Source organism: Paenibacillus oryzae (genome assembly GCF_001675045.1).
GTDB lineage: Bacteria > Bacillota > Bacilli > Paenibacillales > Paenibacillaceae > Pristimantibacillus > Pristimantibacillus oryzae.
Window position 1 is genome coordinate 55,700 of record NZ_LYPA01000029.1, and the last position, 21,778, is coordinate 77,477.

The 21,778-nt window shown below is 53.0% G+C and carries 10 protein-coding genes; all 10 read left to right on the forward strand.

Translation table 11 applies throughout. The annotated features are described in order from the left end of the window. Window positions 1-73: 73 nt before the first annotated feature. The 10 genes from A7K91_RS03460 to A7K91_RS03505 all read left to right on the forward strand — a co-directional run bounded on the left by A7K91_RS03460 (window position 74) and on the right by A7K91_RS03505 (window position 21,764). Window positions 74-9,223 carry a chitobiase/beta-hexosaminidase C-terminal domain-containing protein gene (locus tag A7K91_RS03460; protein ID WP_068679707.1) on the forward strand — a complete coding sequence of 3,050 codons (9,150 nt, stop codon included), beginning with the start codon at window positions 74-76 and terminating at the stop codon, window positions 9,221-9,223. A gap of 33 nt (window positions 9,224-9,256) precedes the next feature. After that, entirely contained in the window at window positions 9,257-9,925 is a 669-nt protein-coding gene (locus tag A7K91_RS03465; protein ID WP_068679709.1) for a S1 family peptidase, read from the forward strand. A 418-nt stretch (window positions 9,926-10,343) separates the two neighbouring features. Next, window positions 10,344-11,813 carry a glycosyl hydrolase gene (locus A7K91_RS03470; protein ID WP_082967207.1) on the forward strand — a complete coding sequence of 490 codons (1,470 nt, stop codon included), beginning with the start codon at window positions 10,344-10,346 and terminating at the stop codon, window positions 11,811-11,813. Window positions 11,814-11,875: 62 nt separating this feature from the next. Next, on the forward strand, window positions 11,876-12,898 hold the full coding sequence (locus A7K91_RS03475) for a LacI family DNA-binding transcriptional regulator (RefSeq protein WP_068679711.1): 1,023 nt from the start codon (window positions 11,876-11,878) through the stop codon (window positions 12,896-12,898). A gap of 482 nt (window positions 12,899-13,380) precedes the next feature. Then, entirely contained in the window at window positions 13,381-14,736 is a 1,356-nt protein-coding gene (locus tag A7K91_RS03480) for an ABC transporter substrate-binding protein (protein ID WP_068679713.1), read from the forward strand. 188 nt (window positions 14,737-14,924) lie between these two features. Beyond that, window positions 14,925-17,840 (forward strand): extracellular solute-binding protein, encoded by a 2,916-nt coding sequence (locus tag A7K91_RS03485; RefSeq protein ID WP_068679761.1) that lies wholly within the window; start codon window positions 14,925-14,927, stop codon window positions 17,838-17,840. A gap of 11 nt (window positions 17,841-17,851) precedes the next feature. Next, a complete protein-coding gene (locus A7K91_RS03490) occupies window positions 17,852-18,820 on the forward strand; it encodes a carbohydrate ABC transporter permease (RefSeq protein WP_068679715.1) in 969 nt (322 codons plus the stop codon). Between the two features lie 2 nt (window positions 18,821-18,822). Next, a complete protein-coding gene (locus tag A7K91_RS03495) occupies window positions 18,823-19,689 on the forward strand; it encodes a carbohydrate ABC transporter permease (protein ID WP_068679717.1) in 867 nt (288 codons plus the stop codon). 13 nt (window positions 19,690-19,702) lie between these two features. Beyond that, window positions 19,703-21,163: an NHL repeat-containing protein gene (locus A7K91_RS03500; protein WP_156739290.1), complete on the forward strand. Its 1,461-nt coding sequence runs from the start codon at window positions 19,703-19,705 to the stop codon at window positions 21,161-21,163. Further along, window positions 21,144-21,764 (forward strand): Yip1 family protein, encoded by a 621-nt coding sequence (locus A7K91_RS03505; RefSeq protein WP_068679719.1) that lies wholly within the window; start codon window positions 21,144-21,146, stop codon window positions 21,762-21,764. Before A7K91_RS03500 ends, A7K91_RS03505 begins: the two co-directional genes overlap by 20 nt. The last annotated feature ends 14 nt before the right edge of the window (window positions 21,765-21,778 follow it).

Genomic DNA, 21,778 nt, shown 5'->3' on the forward strand with positions numbered 1-21,778 from the left:
AGGCCGTTCTACGGCCTGCCAAAGCCGTTCAATAAACGGGAATACTTGTATCCTTACTTGAGGCGGTGTACAGATGGCTCGGAATAGAAAGCAGGCGCTTCGCGCAGCCTTGATCGCTTTTTTGACAGTTGCGATTGTTGGATCGTGGATGCTGGCGGCAGGCGCAAGCGGAACCAAATGGAGCGATTATGCGGAAACGCAGTGGTATGATAATTTTCAGCTAAACGATACGTATACAATTGATTCCGCAGCCAAGCTGGCCGGCATTGCCAAGCTGGTCAACGAAGGAAGCGTCAACGGCTTTTCGGGAAAAATATTGAAAATCGCGGCGAATATCGACTTGTCCGCGCATGAATGGGTGCCTATCGGAACAGAGGAGCATCCTTTTCGCGGAACGCTTTATACGCCCGTAGGCGAAAGCTATATCATTACGGGGCTTGTTATTGAGGATGCTTCTGCATACGCGGGGCTGGTCGGTAATGCGCAGGACGCAACAATCGGCGGCTTCAGCATTGGAGCGGGCTCTCGCATTACACTGGGCTCGGATTCCGGCACAAGCGCCCTTTATGTCGGCTCTGTTGTCGGCAGGTCGGGCGGCAATGGTACCGTATATGATCTAAACAGCACCGTGTCCATTTCGGTTTACGGCAATGCTCAAAACCTGTATGTCGGCGGTCTGGCCGGCTTTGCGGAAGGAACCGTGTCCAGCTCGGGATACAACGGCGCAATTAATGCCGAGGTTCAGCATGTTGCTGCAGGCGGTCTGGTTGGATACGGCGGTTCGTCCGGCTTGAAAATAAAACGGGTAACCAATACCGCAGCAATTGCAGCGGAAAGCAATGCCTACTCGGGAAGTGCAATTGCCGGCGGCATCATCGGTCAAAGCACCGGGCAATTGCTGATGGAGGAGGATTCAACTCCGATCAGCAATAGCGGCGGAATAACCGTTATTTCGGAAGGAGTCAGTTATGCGGGGGGAATTGTCGGCAAGGCGGATAGCCTGGTTACCTTCTCCGGAGATACTTCCAATTCCGGCGCTATCGCCATTCAATCGCCGTTAGGCGAGCTGTCAGCTGCGGGCGGTCTGGTCGGAGCGATTACCTCCGAGCTGGGCAATCATCCCGTCAATATTCATTTTGCGGGCAGCGGTAATATCGTCAATAACGGCGGAAGCAATGTCTACACAGGCGGCATAGCCGGAAGACTGGAAACCTCGCTGGTCTGGCAGCGCGATTTGCAAGTCGGCGTGGATGTATTTGTATCCGGCGCGTCAAATGTGCATACCGGCGGTTTGATCGGTTTTGCCGGACAGCAGGTGCAATTTCTCGACTCCGCGCATCATACCGGAAGTGTTACGGTTGAGCGCAGCAGCAGCTCGGAGCTGAACGAGGCCTACACCGGCGGATTTATCGGCTTTTCGGATGATCGGATTTTGCTGGACAGCAAGGCTGGTGGGACCTACAGCAGCAGCGGCTCCATTAGCGTAACAGGCGACAAAGGCTTGTATACCGGCGGCATCGCGGGCAATCGCGCTTTTGCCCGGACGAGCGGAAAAGCAAACAATGTAGCCAGCACCGGCAATATCGACGTGTCCGGGTCCAGTCTGCTGTATACTGGGGGATATGTGGGTGTTGTTCCTGCTGATGCAGCGGATTTCGGATTGTATGGACTTGCTTATGCGGGCAAAGTTACTGTAGCGGCCGAAAGCTCCAATAATGATGAAATGGTTGCTACAGGCGGTATCGTCGGACATTATGCAAAGGCTGAGGGCGATGACGCACTGCTTGCCGACTTGTCCTTCAGCGGACAGCTTTATGCATTGGGCGGCGGAGCCTTTACGTATACGGGCGGCATTGCCGGATATGTGGAAAAAGGCGACATTCAGAATGCCTCGGCTGGAGCCAATGCGGAGGAGCATGCGCTTATTGAATCCGACGGCAAGCTTGGCGGCGTGGCGGGTTTCCTGAACGGAAGCGTCGACGTAGCAAAGGTTGCTAATGCGACTCTTGTTGCCCGTACGCCGAATAGCGATATTGGCGGCGTGGCCGCAATTGCGTCCGGAACGCTGGCGGGCGCGCGCGTGGGCGATCCGCTGGGAGAAGACGCGGCTTCAATTCTGATAAAAGTTTACCTGGACAATGACGGCGAGGACAATCTGACAGCGGGCGGCGTTGTCGGACGCAACGAAGGCAGTCTTGTTGTAAAAGACAGCTCTATTGGCGGCGGCTCGCTTCTTGCCGAGGAAGGGCGCAGCGGCTATACGCTGGGCGGCATTGTTGGCGCTGCAACGGCTGAAGCCATTTTGGGCGAGCCGGAGCGGCCGCTGGAGGCCAAAAAGTTGTTCATTAAGGGAGCGGCTTCAAACAGCCTGCTGGGCGGAGCGGTTGGCCGCAACGGAGCTGTTGAGCTTTATTTGACTACTGAGGCTGTCAGCATTGAGGCAGCAGGAGATGAATTGGCTGCGGGCGGCGTCATCGGCTTGAACGAAGCGCGGAACGGTGTGGAAACAACGGCTCTCAAGGCCTTGCGCACAAGCATTGAGGCATCGGGCGCTTCCATCGAGGCGGGCGGCATAGCCGGACGCAATACGGGTCGGCTGGTAAATGCCGCATCAACTGAAGGCGTCATTACGTTAACTGGCGCATCCAATTCCGGCGGCGGCATAGCCGGGCTGAACCACGGCGATATTGAGGACAGCAGCGCGGTGGACCTGACGCTTAACGGAGATGTGGACGGCGCTTCGCTTGGCGGGATAGCAGGCGTATCCAGACCGCTGGCCGCTGACGCTCCACGTCCTTCCATAACCAGCTCGACGGTTGTTTCCACCGAAACTCTGCTGGGTACGATTACACAGCCGAACGTAAGGCTGGGCGGCATTGTTGGCCTGTCTGCGGATACGGACATTGTTGATCCCGTTGTAAAAGCGGACAATTCCGATTACGTGATTCTGACGGTGAAGGCGCCCAACAGTTATGCAGGCGGCATCGTCGGTGAATCGGCGGGCGGCAGCATTAAAGGAGCTGGAAATACGACTTTGCCCAACGTGCAGCAGTTGTTCATTACCACTTCGACTGCGGCAGCCAATGCGCGCGCGGGCGGCATAGCAGGTCACGCCGACAAAACGGCGATTAAAGGCATAACAGGCAAAAGTGTCAACCTGAATCTGGCGGGCAGCGATACTATGGCCGGCGGCGTAGCGGGACATTTTCAGGCGTCGGACAGTGCTGTTATTAGCGGGATTTACATGGATATGGTTAGCGTCAAGGCTGTGGAAACAGCAGCAAATTCCAGACTTGGCGGGGCAATAGGCCTGAACGACAGCCGCGCTTCCGATGCGGGAGCCAATCCGGCTTCTGCTTCCAGCACGCTGCAGCATACACGGATTATTGGAAATCTGTCCAATTCCAATTCGCCGGTTGTAGAAAATCGTGCAAGCAATGCTATAGTCGGCGGGCTGCTGGGCGAAAACCGAAGCCTTGTAGCCAATACAAGCATCATAGACAAAATCGTTGTATCATCTCGAGGCAACGGCAGCATTGTGGGCGGGTATGCCGGCGTCAATCGCGCAGACGGCACACTTTATTATACCTACGCCAATGCCAACCTTTCCGTTCAGGGGCAGGATGTTGCGGTTGGAGGACATACCGGACTGAACGAAGGGCAAATTATGTCCTCTTATGTAGATATTGATGTCAAAAGCCAGGCCTCAGGCACCTCGTCAAAAGCCGTTCCGCTTGGCGGGCTTGTGGGGATAAACAAGGGTCTGATTGACAAATCCTACGCGGTTTCGGCCGTTTCTTCAACCGGCGCATACAGCGTAACGGGCGGACTGGTCGGAGACCAGCTGGCAGGAACGATCCGTTACTCCTATGCGGGCAAGCAAGTAGCCGCTTCCGGGGCCTCCAGCTTTGCCGGGGGCTTCGCGGGCCGAATTGGCGGCGGAGAAATAAAGGAGAGCTATTCCGCGGCAAATGTAACATCAAGCGGAGGCGCTCTTAGCGGTGGTTTTGCGGGACGTTATGACAACAGCAGCAGAGCGCTGCTGTACAAAACGTATTACATCAAGGACGATGCGGTTGCTATTAACAAGGATTTGCCGGATTTTGCCGCCGGTGAATTCAATTGGTTAAATGCGCCGGGCAGACTCAGCACACTGCTTGATGAAACGCTCAGAAATCGCGATGCTTTCCCAGGCTTGTCGGGCTGGGATTTCAATACAATCTGGCGTTACGGCTCCTTGAATGCGAAATATCTGTATCCCGAGCTGATCCGCACAGCCAATAGCGGCGGCGGAGACGGCGGCACGGAAGTGAATGCCAGCGTAAATTGGTATACGCGCAATATTGACGCACTCACCTTCCAGATTACTAGCGAAGCGGAGCTGGCCGGCCTGGCCAGTCTGGTCAACGGAACGGTTCTGGGCGTGGAGCGGCAGGACTTTGCAGGACGAACGATTCGCCTTATGAATCCGGTTCATATTCAATCCGATGACTGGATCTCTATCGGGGCGGGAGAAGCGACTCCGTTTGAAGGCACGTTTAACGGAGGCGGACATCTGATCGACGGCTTGTCTGTCGAGTCTGGTCAGGACATGTCGGGCTTGTTCGGCGTCATTGGCGAGGGAGCGACAATAGAGAAGGTGTATCTGGAGCCTGTTTCCATTACGGGTGACGGCTACGCAGGGTCTCTTGCCGCTATCAACCATGGCGTTATTACAAACGTCAAAGTAGATATACCCGATACCTTTGCCATTAAAGGAAATATTGTCGGCGGATTTATCGGCGCCAATACCGGGACGCTGGAGGCAGTTACGCTGCTGTTCCCGCAAGGGGCATCCGTGGAAGCGGTTGGCCGCGATGCCATCGCAGGCGCTATTGTCGGAGACAACAGCATTGATATCAAGCCAGAGCTGTTCAGCCAGCTTGAGCTGCTCGGAACCGTCAGAAGCTCCGCCCAAGGCGCGGTGCTCGGCGGTTACATCGGACAGCAGGCCGGAGACTTCAGCGGCTTTGATATAACGATTGATCATAGCGTAGCTGCGGAAGGGCAAGATTCGATTGCCGGCGGGATAATCGGACGTCATTTATCAGGAGCAACGGAGAATCTGAACGTTCTGCTTGGGGGCGGCAGCATTAAAGCGCCGGCGGACGGAACGACGGCAGGGGCTGTCACAGGCGTGTCGGCCAGCGGAAACAAGCTGCGCAATATCAGCCTGCAAGGCAACCCGGCTGCTGCTCCAATTATTGGCGGCGGTATTCTAGGCGGAATTGTTGGCCAAAAAACAGGCATGTCAGGCAGCCAATACGATGCGGAAGAGCTTTCGGCTACAGGTCTGCTGCTGACCGCGCCGGAAGAAGCGGCCTCTGCAACAATGGGCGGTTTGTTCGGGAAGCTGGTTAACGGCGCAGCTAACGGGCTGTATGCGGAAGGCGATATTGTTCCTCATGCCTCCCAAGGCATAGTCGGCGGTATTGCCGGTGAAGTGCGCGACAGCTTGTTAAACAATGTGGAGTCGCTTGTCCATATTTCGTATGAAGGCGTCAAAGGTGAAGCGGCGATTGGGGGCATAGCCGGTGTGCTGGCTGCCGCCGATCACGACCAAGCCTTTGATTTAGAGGGAAGTCTCCCTTATTACAGCGGCTTGTACAGGGGCGTAGCCAAAGGCATCACGTTAAAGGCTGCCGGCAGCGGCAGCTCGGCAGACATTGCTATCGGCGGTTTGATTGGCAAGCTTGACGCCTCCGTTTATTTCAGTGAAGCCGATGCCGATTTGTCCACCGCAGGAGCACTTGTGGCAGCAATGGGCGGCCTGGCAGGCGAAAGCAGAGGCATTATTGTGCAATCGGAAAGCTTCGGCGTTCTGAATGCCTTTACTAATACGGAGCAATACACAGGCGGAGCAGTAGGCTATGGCGAAGGCGGCGGCATTTATTACACCTATGTCACCTCCGGCGGCAAAGCCTTGAAAGTGCAGGAGCCTGTTACACGGCTTCCCCAAATGCCGGTTGCTTATGCCGGCGGCTTTATCGGTCTGGGTAACGGAGTAAACATGCAAGGCGTAAGCACCGATATGCCCGTAACAGTGACCAGCGACAGCAAAGAGGATAGCGTTTATGCCGGCGGCTTTGCCGGAGCGTTTGGCGAAAGCAGCGCGGCTGGCACCGGCAGCCTCAAGGATGGATACGCCAAAGGAAAGGTTGAGGTGCAAGCCAAATCGGTTGTTATTGCAGGGGGCTTTGCGGCATCCATTAACCGCTACAATGTGGTGGATGCCTATGCATCAGGCAATGTTTCCATCACCGGCTTTGATACCCGGACAGGCGGTTTTGCGGGAGCGGTTGAGCGTCTGGCTGCGGTAAGCAACGTTTATGCCGGACAACAATCGCTCAAGGCGACGGGCGTTGCATCTGCAACGCGAGCTTATATTGGCGGCTTTGCCGGCTACAATGACGGCGCAATAAGCGGAGTATACGCCAACGCGGCGGATATCGCCCTGAGCGCGGCTGGAGCCAGCGCCTATAGAGGCTCCTTGCTTGGTTATCAATACCGCGAGGGCAGCATCTCGGATTCGCAATATGCTGCTTCTCTAACTCCTACCGGCCATGATTTGGGCTTGTCGAGCCAACTGGAGCAGAAGGATAGACTTGCCGAGCTTGCGCTGGATACATGGCAGCTGCGGATCGATGCAGGCTTCCTTCTGAATAACGGCGAGAGCGAATATCTCGTCCAAACGCCTTATCAACTGTTTGCTACAGCTCTGATCGGCAGCGAGGATACCGCACTGGACTTTTACCGATTGTTCAATCGTGCGGCGACGGAAGCGCCAAATGCCGTCATCAAGCTGGGCGCGGACATCAATCTGACCAATATGCGCTGGAAGCCGTATGTCAATTTCCGCGGCGAGTTTGACGGAGCAAATTATGCAATCAGAGGCTTGAAGGTTGCGGCAAGCTCCGGCGCGCAAGGCTTTATAACAACGAACCACGGCTCTGTTGTCCGGCTTGTGCTGGATAACGCCTCCGTCTCCACAGGCTCTGCCGGCAATGACGCCGCCGGGCTAGTGGCAGGCATTAACAGCGCCTCCGGCATCATTGCCGACGTGCAGGTTAAAGGAGCAAGCTCCGGCGGCAATGCCGGAGGCATCGCCGGAATCAATGATGGAGCCATCGAAAAGGCGAATGTTCATGCCGAGGTCAAAGGAAGTCTTTTGGCGGGAGGCATTGCAGGCCGAAATAATGGCCAATTGCACCTCTCCTCGTCAAGCGGCACGGTTGCCGCTCCGACTGCCGGAGGCATTGCCGGCGAAAATGGCGATAACGGAGAATTAAATCAAGTGTTCTCATACGGACAGATAGCTGCAAGTGACCCTGCCAGCGCGAATGGCGGAGGCCTTGCTGGTTATTCATCCGGCATAATTACACGCAGCTACTTCTCGGGCAGCGTTGAGGCAACAGGCTCCGGCTTTGCTAGAGCAGGCGGCATAGCGGGCCATGCGGCAGGCGGAGCCATCAGCGAAGTGTTTAATGCGGGAGACGTTCAAGCAAGCGACAATGGCATTATTGCTCGCGGTCGAACCTTCTTTGGCGGCATTGCTGGACAGAAGGAAGCTGAGGCATCCATCCAGGGCGGCTTGTATAACAAGCAGATGCTTAAAGCGGATACCGCCTACTACAATGAGGCTGGAGTCCGGGTTGCAGGCAACGCAGATGGTCAAGCCCGCGGTCTTTCGGGACGCGCCTTGACGGGCAATGTGCTGCCTGAGGGGCTGCAAGCGGATTTCTGGCAAAGCAAAGCAGGCTTTTACCCGCAGCTTAAAGCCTTTGGCGGCAGCGCGCGCTCTTTAATCAGCGCGGCGGCATTAACGTTTGATGAACCCGCCAATGTATACAGTACAATTCAGAGCTTTACTCTGTCGTCTTCTTCAGACATCCCGTGGACAGCTGCCGGAGCGTCGCTGCGTACCTTCGGCACAACGATTACAGGTACGGCAACTACAGCTACCGGAAGGATTAGCGCAACTGCAGCCTCGGCCTCAGAGCCGTCCAAAACGATTGTTATTCGCAAGACAGCGCCGATCTATGAGCAAACCGCGCTTCCTGCTGTTTTTGCCCAGGCAGAAGCTACGTTTAAAACGAGCCAGAGAGTGGATTTAACAACCGAGGAGCAAGGCGGGGTTATCTACTATACGTTGAATGGTACGACGCCAGTTCCTGGCGCTTCATCCACCATGCTGTACAGCGGACCGCTAGAGCTGAGGACAACAACAACGGTAACGGCTATCGTCACAGCAGTGGACAAGGAAGCAAGCGCTCCTGTCAAGCGCACATGGAAGCTGGAGCCCGGCATCACGCTTGGCGGAGGGGGCTTTATTCCTGAACCTGAGCCAAAGGCCGAGGTCACCATGACCATTGGCAATCGTGAAATTCCGCTGGACGGCAAGGAGCCCGTCAAGGCGGCAATTAACAGCATCGTCAGTCTGAACGTACCTTCCGATGTGCAGGTCTACTACACAGTTGACGGATCGGAGCCAACAACAGCAAGCCTTCGCTATAACGGCGAAATCTGGGTTACAGGCAATATGACCATCAAGTTTATAACCAGCAAGGACAAGGAGGTCCGCACGGTTAATTACGTGGTTCGTCCTGCCGAATTTGCCATCCGGTCCGATGCGGCACAGGTTCGCTACATGGATGCATCCTCGACCGGAAAGTTCCGTCCGGATGAGGCCATTAGCAGGTATGAGCTTGTGACGGCGCTGTCCAATTTGCTGAGCTTCGAGCAAGCGCCAATTGGCTCGATGTTTGCCGATGTATCGGCAAAATCTTCTGCCACGGTTGCAAAGTTTGCTTCCTCCGGGATTGTACAGGGATATCCTGACGGCGCGTTTAAGGGCGATAAAGGCTTGACGCGCGCAGAGCTGGTTGTCATTCTCTCTCGGGTGCTCAGGCTGGAGGCTGGCACAACAGCTTCCGCAGCGCCTTCATTCACGGACACAAGCAAGCACTGGTCCGCAAGCTATGTTGAAGCGTTTGTTCGCGCGGGATATGTGAAGGGTTATCCCGATGGAACGTTCCGTCCGTCGAAGCTCGTAACAAGGGCGGAAGCGGTTGTGCTTCTGAATAACATTATGGGCACTGCAACAGATGCAAACGAAAATGCCGACATTAAGGATGTATCCCAGCGGCATTGGGCGTATCAACAGATTTTGGCTGCAACCAAGTAGCGGCGGCATGACTAAATGAGGAGGCTTGCAAGCATGAAACGGGGGATAGGCGCCTTGGCGCTGCTGATACTGACACTGGCCGTTTTTCTGTCCGCGAATGCTCCTTCAGAAGCGCAGAAGGAACCGGTTTATGGCGCAAAGGACGTTTACAGTAATGCGGAAAAGGCAGTATTCTACATTCGCAATTTGACCAAGGAGGGCACGCTGCGGTCGGTCGGCACCGGCTTTGTTCTTACGGAAGGCGGGCAGGCCGCCACTGCCTATCATGTGGTCAAAGAGGCAGCCTCCCTTGAAATTACACTATCGGACGGAACGCTGATCAAGGGAGCTTCGGTTGTTGCTTATGACGAGTTTATGGACACGGCGCTGCTGAAGCTTCCCAAGCCTCCCTCCGGGCGCCCGTATTCCGCCATCGCATGGCGGGAGGCGAGCGTTGCGCACGGCGAGCGCGTATTTGCAATAGGGTACCCGCTTAAAGCAACACCGATTATTACGGAGGGCATTGTAAGCTCGCCAAAGGCGGAGATCAACAGCCGCGACCGCATATTAATTTCTGCGGACATTGCAAGCGGCATGTCAGGCGGTCCGGTGCTTGATGAATACGGCGAGGCGATAGGCTTGATATCGGGCTCGCTCAGAACGATGCAGGGCATTCACCTTGTAGTCGGAAATAAGCAGTTCAAAGAGCTGGAAAGCAAGTAAACACAAACTGCTCCCTCAGTTGAAAATGAAATAGATAAGGCTTCCCGGGCGTTAATTCGACAAAATCAGCGCTCTATTTTCAAAAATGCCTTAGAAATGGAAGAAGTCATGAAAACCTCCCTTTTTCGGGAGGTTTTTTGTGTGCGACGGGGCTGATTCATCTTAATATAAGGCTGCTTGCTTAAGCTTCTTCCCTTCCATTTTGTCCAGCATGTTTGTTGCGGTTTGTCAGGTCCGTTACTTCTTGCTCATTTCTCATCCCCATTTATCGTCACGCTTTAGGTTCAACTTCACATTGACTCCGCCTTTCACAAACGATAAAGTTATGATACGAACTAACTTAACTAACAAAATTATGTAAGTTGTTTGATTTGTTGCATTATTGTTGCGTGCGCTGTTGAGCAGGAAGGAGGCGTATATGAAAGGCAGATACCTATCAGATGCAAAACGGGTCAAGGCCGGTTTATTATCGGGTCTTGCGATTATGATTGTATCAGGTCTTGCTGCATGCACCGATTCTGGCGGCGAAGAACCAAAAAAATGGAGATTTGAAGCAGAAAACGGCATGTTGTCAGGCGTAGAGGTTGCTTCCGCTGGCGAAGGCTTCTCCGGCGATGGTTATGTAACGGGATTTGAAGAGGAGCAGGATTCTGTAGAAGTAAAGCTTCAGGGCCCGGATGACGGCTTGTACCGCCTGAACATCGGTTATCGGAATAATAATGAGGATAAGATGGGCTGGCTGGCGCTTAACGGCAAGCCCTTTGGCGATGTAAGGCTTGCCGCCTTTGAAGGCTTTACGGATGCCTTTGCGGGGAAAGTTCTGCTTAATAAAGGCGAAAATACGGTAAAGATCACCAGACATTGGGGCTGGTACGACATTGATTACGTGGAAATTGTGAATTCGGAGCCGCGGCCACAGCATAGAGTGGAGAACAAGCTTGTTAATCCCAATGCGTCCAAGGAGGCGCTTGCCTTGCATGGATACCTGGTGGAGCAATATGGCAGGTTTATTCTGGCCGGGCAGCAAAATCTTCAGGACGCCTTGCTTCTTAATTGGAATTACGGAAAGCTGCCTGCCATCGCGGGATTTGATCTGATTGAATATTCCCCTACCCGCGCAGCAAACGGCTCAACGTCGCGGGAGATTGAAAATATGCTGCAATGGCATGAGCTTGGCGGCATTGCGACGCTCGCCTGGCATTGGAATGCGCCCGTCCATCTCGTTAATTCCGATCAGCAGCCGTGGTGGAAGGGTTTTTACGCCGAAGGAACAACCTTTGATCTGGAGAAGACGCTTGCTCAGCCGGAGTCGGAGGAATATCGTTTGATGATTAGCGACATAGATGCCATCGCGGTGCAATTGAAGCGTTTGCAGGATGCAGGCATTCCGGTTTTGTGGCGTCCGCTGCATGAAGCGGAAGGCGGCTGGTTCTGGTGGGGAGCGAAAGGCCCGGAGCCTGCCAAGGAGCTGTATCGTCTGCTCTATGATAGGCTAACGGCTTATCACGAAATCAATAACCTGATCTGGGTCTGGAATTCGGAGAACCCCGAGTGGTATCCCGGTGACGATGTAGTGGATATCGTCAGCGTGGATTCCTACCCTCAGCCGGGAGACCATCATCCCGTCAGCCGCTCTTACGAAGGGCTGGTCGAGCTGGTTGGGGATCGCAAGCTGGTTGCGTTGACCGAAAACGGCTCCATTCCCGATCCCGGCTTGCTGGAAAAGTATGAAGCCTACTGGAGCTGGTTCTGCACCTGGACGGGTGAGTTTATTGATGACGGCAAGCATAACAGCGAAGATTTTATACGATATGTGCTGAATCATGAACGGGTCATTACGCTGGACGAGGTACCAGACTACCTGAAGCCGGGCGCTATTCCAAATTAGAAACCGCTATAGTATCATATCGTTATACACGACGATGAATTTTTCATGAATGGATGAGACGGATGAGAAATAAGGTCACGATGCAAGAAATTGCCGATATGGTTGGCGTCTCCAAGTTTGCCGTATCCCGTGCGCTCAGCTCCAAGCCAGGAGTCAGCCCGCAAACGAGAGAAATGATTTTAAAAGCGGCGGGGCAGCTCGGCTACTTCAAGCATCACGAGCCGCCCAAGAAAAATATTGAGATGAAGCCGTTTCAAGGGGCTGCAATATCAGGCACCATTGTTGTTTTGTTTCCAAACGTTCGTTATCAAAATATGGAGTCTATTTATTGGGGGCCCGTTCTGGAGGGCATAACAAGCCGTTTGAACCATGAAGAAGCGGATATATTGACGCTGACGGAACCAACCGGCGACCGGATGTTTGAGCTGCTGAATCCTAACGCTATTCAAGGCATTATTACAGTAGGCTGTATCTCGACGCAAATCTTGATGGATATCGGACGTCTGCATATTCCCGTTGTTATGGTGGATCATTACGATCCGGCCTTTCAATGCGATGCCGTTTTTGCGGATAATTTCTCCGGCATGCGCAGCCTGATGGTGAAGCTTATCAGCAAGGGGTATCGGCGGTACCAGTTTGTAGGCAGCATTAAAGACGCGCAAAGCTTCTATGAGCGCTGGATCGCTTACAAAACAACGCTGGAGGAGCATGGCATCGAGCTGAATCAGGACCCCGTCCTGATTGGCCCGGAATCCGACGATATGTACAAAATGATGCCTTTTGTCAATCTGGAAACGCTTCCCGATGTATTTATATGCGCCAACGATTCCAATGCCGCTTATCTGATCGACGAATTAACCAAACGCGGCATATCGGTGCCGGATCAATGCGTAGTTACGGGTTTTGACAATACAATCGATACCCATCCCATTCTGGCGACCGTACATGTCAACAAGGAGCTGCTCGGAATACGCGCCGTTGACCAAATATTATGGAGAATTATGAATCCGGACAGCGCTCATGAGCGCAAGCTCATTTCCGGCGAATTAATTTTGCGCGAGCAATACGCCAAAGCTCTACCCTAGAGCTTATTGCTTTTGCGTGTCCTGCTGGCCGCCTAAAAAGATACGCAAGAGCCGGATTAGAGCGCTAAAGTCGAACAGAGCAAACAAAATCAAACAAACCAAACAAAAGCAAACCACGGGAAAGCCGATAATACGGTATTCTCGGGTTTGCTTTTTTAGGCTGTCATGGGCTGAAAGGTCGCTTTAGGGATAATCTCTAATCGTTGGAGTAAGCCCGCGGACGGCGCAGGGACGTTTTGGTGATAACATTCTTTTAACCCGCATAATATGTGAATACAAAACATTTCGACATTCCGCGGCAGTTGAAATGATGGTGTTTGCAAACAAAAGCTAACAAAAAGAAAAACACAAGTAATCTTTGTTGCGAAAAATTATTGACTGGTTTTGGAAGCGGTGTTATTATGACTTTGCAGATAGTTGAGCGTACAGACCGCCAATTATAGCTCAACAAGCTATACTTACCTTAACAAGGGGGATTTTCAATGAGAAGATTGAAAGTGCTTACATTGGTTTTGTTTGTTATGGTTATGATTGTATCCGCTTGCAGCGGCGGAGGTTCGAGCGAACCGGCGGCCAAACCTTCTGACTCTGCGGCCCCGCCTGCAACTGTTGAGCCGACGCCATCAGAAGAACCGGCAAAAACAATTGATTTGGGCGGCCGCACGATTCGTGTCGCAGCATGGTGGGATGAAAAGCCGAAGGGCGAGACAGCAGGAGAAAAAGCGCGTCTGGAAAAAATGGCTCAGCTAGAGAAGGACTACAATTTTACTTTCGAGTTTATCAATGTTCCGTTTGAGGAATACATGGATAAATTTACGACAACGGTGCTAGCGGGCGAACCGTTTGCAGATGTTCTGATCATGGAATACAAGCGGGCGATTGTTCCCGTCAAGGCGGGGCAGGTGCTGCCGATCAGCGAATTTACAACCGCTGCGAATGATATCAACAATGAGCAGAAGCTCGTTACGAAGCTGCCTGCACTGGGCGGAGGCGAATACTCCTTCAACTCGCCTGGCGTATCCATAGTGGGACTTCACTACAACCGGGATTTATTCAAACGCCTCGGCTTGCCGGATTTGCAGGAGCTGTACAATAAAGGCGAATGGACCTGGGATGCCTTCCTGGACATTGCCAAGCAGGCGACTCGCGATACCGATAACGACGGCAAAATCGATACCTTCGGATACTCCGGCTGGCCTGCGGATATGGCTCGCCACTTCGCAGCCGCTAATGGCATAGCCTTTGTCGATGACTCCACAATGACGGATATGTCGACTGATCCAAAGATGATTGAAACGCTTGAATTAGTGAACCGTGTAAACAACGTTGAAAACGTAACCAAAGTAAAAACAGGAAATAAAATGGATTGGAATGAAACCAATACCTTTAAAGACGGCGATGTGGCCATGGGCATTCAGTATGACTGGAACATCGGCGATTTGACCTTTGAGGTAGGCGTGGTGCCGATTCCGAAGGGGCCATCCGGCGACGGGCAGCACACCTATGCCAATACGGCGCTTAACGGCTGGTTTATTCCTAAAGGCGTGAAGGACCCGCAAATCGTGTATCAAATTTTTGAAGAAATGAGAAATGTGCCTCCGACAGAGGAATACCTTGGCCAGGATTGGCTGGAATCCCGTTATAAAACGGAAGCCGATATCGCAATGGCACTGGAGCATATCAATGGAACCGGGAAAATTTCGGTTGAAGAGGGCATTCCGGATTATCCGTTCTTCGCCATCATGGACGATATTATCGTAAACAATCAATCCGTCACTGCAACCGTGGAGAAATATAAGGCAGAAGCTCAAGCCTCTCTGGATAAAGTAGGCAAGTAATTAAGTTGAAGAGGGAGGTGTACCGTATTGCGGTGCACCTTTCTGTTTTTCTGGCGTTTAGGGAAGGACAGCTATTTGCCTGTCCCTTCTCTATCCGTTTCTTCTTAGCTGCATAGTACGAAGGAGGGCTAGCCTTGATCGCGCATAAAGTAGTGAGAGCTGCTTCATTAGCGTTTATTGTTTTGACAATGGCGGTTGGAGTTCCTGCGGGGCCCGGCAGCTATAGCTTGGCCGAAGGTTCATCGGCTTCCACTAGCGCTTCGGGAAAGGCGGAGGATCTCGGAAAGCTGAACGAGATATTGCCAGGCGGTATAAATTATTCGGGATATCTGGCACAGCACGAAAGCGCCGTTATGCCGGACAGGGAGGTCATTATCGAAGCCGGGCAATATACAAACGGCGAAGAGCTTTCGGCAGTGGAGAGCTTCGAGGGCATGGAAGGCGTTTCATTGCACACCGGCGAGCAAGGAATGGTGGAATGGGAATTTAATGTGCCGGCAAGCGGTTTTTATCATATATCCGTTCAATATTATCCCGTCGAGGGCAAAAGCTCCAGTATCGAGCGTTCTCTGTTAATTGACGGCGAAATTCCGTTTGAGGAAGCGGCTTATCTGCAATTCGATCGCGTGTGGGACAACGAGCTAGAGGGAGTGGAGCGGGACAATCGCGGCAATGACCTGAGACCGAGGCAGAAGGAAACGCCGGTCTGGCGCGAGGTGCTGCTCAAGGACTATGAAGGCTATTATGACGAGCCGTTCCGCTTCCATTTTACCGCTGGCAAGCATACCTTGGCGTTAGTTTCGCAGCGCGAGCCTATGGTGATCCGGCAGCTCAAGCTGTTTCAGCATCAGGAGGCGCCGGCCTACGAGGAAGTGCTTAAAGGGTATCAGGAGCAAGGGTATCAGGAGGCAAAAAACGTTTTGATTACGGTGCAGGGAGAAGCCGCAACGGCTAAATCGTCCCCTACGCTTTATCCGCAAACAGAGCGTTCCAGTCCGGCAGTTTCACCCTATAGCCCGTCCATGATTCGGGTCAATACGATCGGCGGCCTCAATTGGCGTATCCCGGGCCAATGGATTCAATGGGAAATTGATGTACCGGAGTCCGGCCTATACAATATCGCGTTTAAGGCGCAGCAAAATTTTGTAAGAGGTATTTATTCCACACGGAAGCTTAGCATCGACGGCAAAGTTCCGTTTAAGGAAATGGAATTGGTGCCGTTCCGCTTCAAAAGCGATTACCGGCTGGATGTCATGGGAGCAGACGAGCCGTATTTGTTCTACCTGGAAAAGGGCAAGCACACGCTGGAGATGGAGGTTAGCCTGGGCGAATTTGCGCCTCTGATCCGCGATGTGGAAGAAAGCCTGTTTAATCTGAACTCCATGTACCGGAAAATATTGATGATTACCGGCACGCTGCCGGATCAATTTCGCGACTATCGCGTGGAGCAGCAAATTCCAGCCCTGCTGGAAACGTTTAAGACGGAAAGCGACAGGCTGCAAAACGTCAGCAAGGAGCTGTATAGGCTAGCGGGCGGCACCAGCGACGCGGAGGCGCTGCTCAAAACAATGGCGCTGCAGCTGGATGAAATGGTCGAGCGGCCGGACACCATTCCAAGGCGGCTCGGGAGCTACAAGACGAATACCGGCGGCTTGGGCACGTGGCTGCTTCAGACCCGGGAGATGCCGCTGGAGATTGACGAATTTTATATTTATTCGCCGGATCAGAAGCTTCCCAAAACGGGGGCCGGCTTTTTTCAGAACATGAAGCATGAAGTCAGCACCTTCCTGTATTCCTTCTTTATTGATTACAACCAGATCGGCAACGTTTCGGAGGGAGGAAGCGACTCTTCGGTAACGGTATGGATCGGCAGCGGCCGCGACCAGGCGAACACGCTGAAGGCGATGATCGACGAAACCTTTACGCCGCTGACGGGCATCGACGTTAATCTCAAGCTGGTGCAGATGCATACGCTGCTGCCCGCTACGCTGGCAGGCCAAGGCCCGGATGTTGCGATGCAGATCGGCAACGATATTCCCGTCAACTACGCAATGCGCGGCGCGGCGGCGGATATCTCCAAGTTTGATGATTTTGATACCGTGGCGGAGCGGTTCCGCTCAAGCGCATTGGTTCCCTATACGTATGAGGATGGCGTATATGCTTTGCCGGAGACGCAAACGTTCAATATGCTCTTCTACCGCAAGGATGTGCTCCATGAGCTGGGGCTTGAAGCTCCCGATACATGGGAGGATGTTGCCAGCCTGTTTGCGGTATTGAACAAAAACCATATGGAATTTGGCTTGCCGCTTGTCCTGCAGCCGCAATATCCGGGCGAAAATATTCCGCCCAATTCCGTTTACGCTATGCTGCTGCTCCAGAACGGAGGCCAGTTCTACCGGGATGGAGGCAAGGAATCGGATTTGAATTCCAAGGTGGGTATCGAAACGTTCAAGACCTGGACGGAGTTTTATACGGATTATAGGCTGGAGCGGGAATTTGATTTTGCCAACCGCTTCCGGACGGGTCAAATGCCGATTGGCATTGCGGATTATACCGTCTACAACCAGCTAACCGTATTTGCCCCGGAAATTCGCGGCTTATGGGGCTTTGTGCCAGTGCCGGGAACGGTTCAGGCGGACGGCACGATTAGCCGGGAGGTGGCAAGCGGCGGCAGCGCAACGATTATGCTGGAAAGCGCCGACGATAAGGAGGCCGCATGGGAGTTTATGAAGTGGTGGACCAGCGATGAAATTCAGACCACCTTTGGCCGGGAGATGGAAGGGCTGATGGGAGCCGCCGCGCGTTATCCAACGGCTAATATCAATGCGCTGGACAGCTTGCCTTGGCCAGTTAAGGACTACGAGGCGCTGAAGAGCCAGTTCGAGGAAGTGCGCGGCATTCCGGAGGTTCCGGGGGGCTATTTTACAGGACGTCACTTGCTGAACGCTTTCTATAGCGTTGTGGTCAACAGTCAGGACCAATATGTAGCCAGCATTCGAATTCCAGGCGAAAAAGCGGAGCCGAGGGAAACGTTTATAGAGTACGTGCGATACATGCAGGAGGAAATACAGAACAAGCGCAAAGAATTTGGCTTGGATGAGTGAGGGGGATTGCCATGTCTGAAGTCGCCATTAAGGATATAACCCCGGGCAAGGCTGAGATGGGAAAGACAAGACGTCCCCAGTCCTGGTGGAGCCTCAAGAAGGAGGCCATGAAGGCCAACAAGCATGCGTATGTGATGCTTGCTCCGTATATGCTGCTGTTCGGTTTGTTTACGGTGCTGCCGGTTGTCATGTCGGTGCTGATCAGCTTTACGTATTTCAATATGCTGGAATTTCCGCGTTTTATCGGGTGGCAGAACTATTCCCGGCTGTTTCTGGAGGATGATATTTTCCTGATTGCCGTCAAAAACACGCTGCTGTTTGCGGCGATTACGGGACCGCTGAGCTATGTTGCCTGCTTCGTGTTTGCCTGGATCATCAACGACTTGCGGCCCAAGCTGCGCGCGTTTATGACGCTGGTTTTTTACGCGCCGTCGATTTCCGGCAACATCTATTTTATTTGGCAAATGATTTTTTCGGGAGACCGGTACGGCATCGCCAACGGCTTCCTGATTCGCTGGGGCATCCTGCTGGAGCCGATCCAGTGGCTGAAGACCGAAATTTATATTTTGGCCATTATTATTCTGGTTCAGCTCTGGCTTAGCTTGGGCACCGGCTTTCTGGCCTTTATCGCCGGTCTGCAAACCGTAGACAAAACGTTGTATGAGGCGGGAGCGGTAGACGGCATCAAAAACCGCTGGCAGGAGCTTTGGTATATTACGCTGCCTTCCATGAAGCCCCAGCTGATGTTTGGAGCGGTTATTCAACTAACGACCTCCTTTGCGGTTGCCGACGTTTCGATCTATTTGGCCGGCTTCCCTAGCGTCAACTATGCGGCCGAAACGATCGTGACCCATCTGATGGACTTTGGCACCATCCGCTTTGAAATGGGCTTTGCGTCGGCCATTGCAACGGTGCTGTTTACGCTGATGGTTGGCACCAACCTGATTGTGCAGCGAATGCTGCGGAAGGTGGGGGGATAAGGATGAATATCAGCTTTTCCTTGCGCAAAAAAAAGGTGAACCGCTCGTTTTTCGGCAACTTCTCCATGTTTGCGTTTCTGGCGATTGTTGGCGCTTTTATGGCGCTCCCGCTTGTTTACGCAATCAACGCGGCATTTAAGCCGCTGGATGAAATCTTTATTTTTCCGCCAACCCTGTTTGTCCGCAACCCCACTCTGATTAACTTTATAGATCTGGCATCGCTGCTGGGCAATTCATGGGTTCCGTTTACGCGTTATATTTTCAACACGGTGTTTATTACGGGCATGGGCGTTGTCGGCCACGTGCTGCTGGCATCAGCTGCGGCGTTTCCATTGGCGAAATACCACTTTCCGGGCAAAAAAATAATGTTTACGATCGTTGTACTGGCGCTGATGTTTGCACCGCAGGTAACGGCGATTCCGAACTACATGATCATGTCCCGGCTCGGAATGGTGGATACGTATTGGGCGGTTATTGTACCTGCCTTTGCGTTCCCGCTGGGGTTATACCTCATGAAGCAGTTTATGGAGCAAATTCCTGACGCGCTGATTGAAGCGTCAAGAATCGACGGAGCTTCAGACTACCGTATTTTTTGGCAGGTCGTTATGCCCAATGTAAAGCCTGCCTGGATGACGCTGATTATTTTGCTGTTCCAGCTGCTTTGGGGCACGGACGGCAATGGCTTTATTTATAGCGAGGAGCTGAAAACGCTTCACTTTGCCACCAACCAGATTATTCAGGGCGGCATCGCCCGCGCCGGGGTAGGCGCCGCGGTTGCGCTCATTCTGATGAGCGTGCCGATTACGCTATTTGTATTTTCGCAAAGCCGGATTATCGAAACGATGGCGACATCCGGCATGAAGGATTAGGAGGGACGCGACCTTGAAGAAATGGCTGATTTTAATGACGGCAGCAGTCATCGTTGCGGCATCCCTGCCACTTCATGCCGCAGCCGAAGCGCCTTACGAGGCGTACACCTATAACTATTACCGCGATTCCGTGCCATTGCCGGAGCCGTTCCTGCCGGAACGGGCGGTGTCCGGCGAGGATTTGGGCCTGGATGCATTCAAAAGCCCTAATGATTTATTCGTCGACAAAAATGGAGACATTTACATTCTGGACAGCGGCAGCAGCCGCATCGTCGTGACGGACGGAAACTGGAAGCTGAAGCGGGTTGTTGACGGCTTTCAGCAGAACGGAGCGCCATCGAGCTTTGCCAATCCCGGCGGCATCTTCGTCCATGACAACGGCGATATGTATATTGCGGATACGGACAACAGCCGGATTGTTGTTTTGGATGGCAGCGGAGAGCTGAAAAGTATGATCGAAAATCCGCAGTCCGACATCCTGCCCGCCAACTTCAAGTTTGCTCCCGTCAAGCTGACAGTGGATGGAGCGGGGCGCGTCTTTGTGGTGGCGCGAGGCGTCTACGAGGGCTTGATGCAATTTGATGAAACCGGCGTTTTTATGGGGTATGTCGGGACGATCAGCGTCACGCAAACCTTTTCCGACAAGCTGTGGCGGCGTCTTGCAACCAAGGCCCAGCGCCAGACGATGCAATTATTTATTCCTACCGAATTTTCCAGTGTCGATATCGACCATAAAGGGTTTGTGTATGCAACCAGCGTGGACCCTACATCGGATACGACGATCAAGCGGCTGAATCCTTCAGGACAGGATGTATTAAAGCGTTTTGGCTATTTCCCTGTACGGGGCGATGTTCGTTACCGGCAGTTCGGCAATAACGCCGGTCCTTCGCGCTTGACCGATATTAAGGTCATTGGCGGCGGCATGTATACAGCGCTGGATTCCTTCCGGGGCCGCCTGTTTACCTACAACGATGAAGGCGAGCTGCTGTATGCCTTTGGCGGAAAGGGAACGCAGCTGGGCGTCTTTAATACGCCGGTGGCGGTCGAGATGGCCGGCGACAAGCTGCTTGTGCTGGACCGCGGCAAAAACAATGTTGTAGTGTTTAAGCCTACGTTGTTTGGCAGCTCCGTGCACAAGGCAACTACGCTTCGTTACGACGGCAACGATACGGAAGCGGTGGCCATCTGGCGGGACGTGCTGCGCATGAACTCCAATTACGACATCGCTTATCTCGGAATCGGCAAGTCGCTGCTGATGGAGCAGCGGAACAAGGAAGCCATGGAATATTTTGAGCTGGGGATGCAGCGCAAATATTATTCTATTGCCTTCAAGCGATACCGCCGCGAGGTACTGCAGGAGCATTTTGGCGGTATTATGACGGGGGCGCTTACGCTTGTGCTGGCCTTTGTCGCCTATCGCCTGACGAGGAAATGGAGAAGGAGGGCAAGCAAGCATGAAGCTGGAGCATTATAAATATCCGTTCCATGTCATTCTTCATCCGTTCGACGGCTTTTGGGATATGAAATATGAAGGCAAGGGCAAGGTTCGAATCGCTCTGATCATAGTGGCGATGATGGTGCTTAATGTCGTTTTGCAGCGCCAGTTCGCAGGATTTCTGGTCAACTTCAACGATCCCCGTTTATTGAACAGTCTGGATGACATTCAATATACCGTATTGCCCTTTCTTCTGTTTTGCATTGCCAACTGGGCGATTACGACGCTGATGGAGGGAGAAGGCAAGTTTTCCGAAATCGTAATGGCGACGGGATACGCGCTTCTGCCGCTTGTGCTGATCAACCTGCCGCTGACGTATATTAGCCGGTTTATGACGATGGAGGAAACAGCATTTTATTATTTGTTTAACGCGCTGGGGGTTCTCTGGTTTCTTTATTTGTTGTTTGTTGGCGTAATGACGGTGCATCAGTATACCCCGTTCAAAACGATTATGACCTTGTTGTTGACAGTTATCGCCATGGGCGTTGTGGTGTTTCTTGGCACGCTGCTGTTCAGCATGGCCGTTCAAATGTATTACTTTGTGGTGGATATCTACCGTGAGCTTATATTCCGAATGTAAAGGAGGCCATTACC

What these genes read in the sequence shown, in the direction of transcription:
- A7K91_RS03485 (WP_068679761.1), top strand. Translation starts at nt 14,925, where the DNA reads ATGGCGGTTGGAGTTCCTGCGGGGCCCGGCAGCTATAGCTTGGCCGAA.
- A7K91_RS03460 (WP_068679707.1), top strand. Translation starts at nt 74, where the DNA reads ATGGCTCGGAATAGAAAGCAGGCGCTTCGCGCAGCCTTGATCGCTTTT.
- A7K91_RS03475 (WP_068679711.1), top strand. Translation starts at nt 11,876, where the DNA reads ATGAGAAATAAGGTCACGATGCAAGAAATTGCCGATATGGTTGGCGTC.
- A7K91_RS03495 (WP_068679717.1), top strand. Translation starts at nt 18,823, where the DNA reads ATGAATATCAGCTTTTCCTTGCGCAAAAAAAAGGTGAACCGCTCGTTT.
- A7K91_RS03490 (WP_068679715.1), top strand. Translation starts at nt 17,852, where the DNA reads ATGTCTGAAGTCGCCATTAAGGATATAACCCCGGGCAAGGCTGAGATG.
- A7K91_RS03465 (WP_068679709.1), top strand. Translation starts at nt 9,257, where the DNA reads ATGAAACGGGGGATAGGCGCCTTGGCGCTGCTGATACTGACACTGGCC.
- A7K91_RS03505 (WP_068679719.1), top strand. Translation starts at nt 21,144, where the DNA reads ATGAAGCTGGAGCATTATAAATATCCGTTCCATGTCATTCTTCATCCG.
- A7K91_RS03470 (WP_082967207.1), top strand. Translation starts at nt 10,344, where the DNA reads ATGAAAGGCAGATACCTATCAGATGCAAAACGGGTCAAGGCCGGTTTA.
- A7K91_RS03480 (WP_068679713.1), top strand. Translation starts at nt 13,381, where the DNA reads ATGAGAAGATTGAAAGTGCTTACATTGGTTTTGTTTGTTATGGTTATG.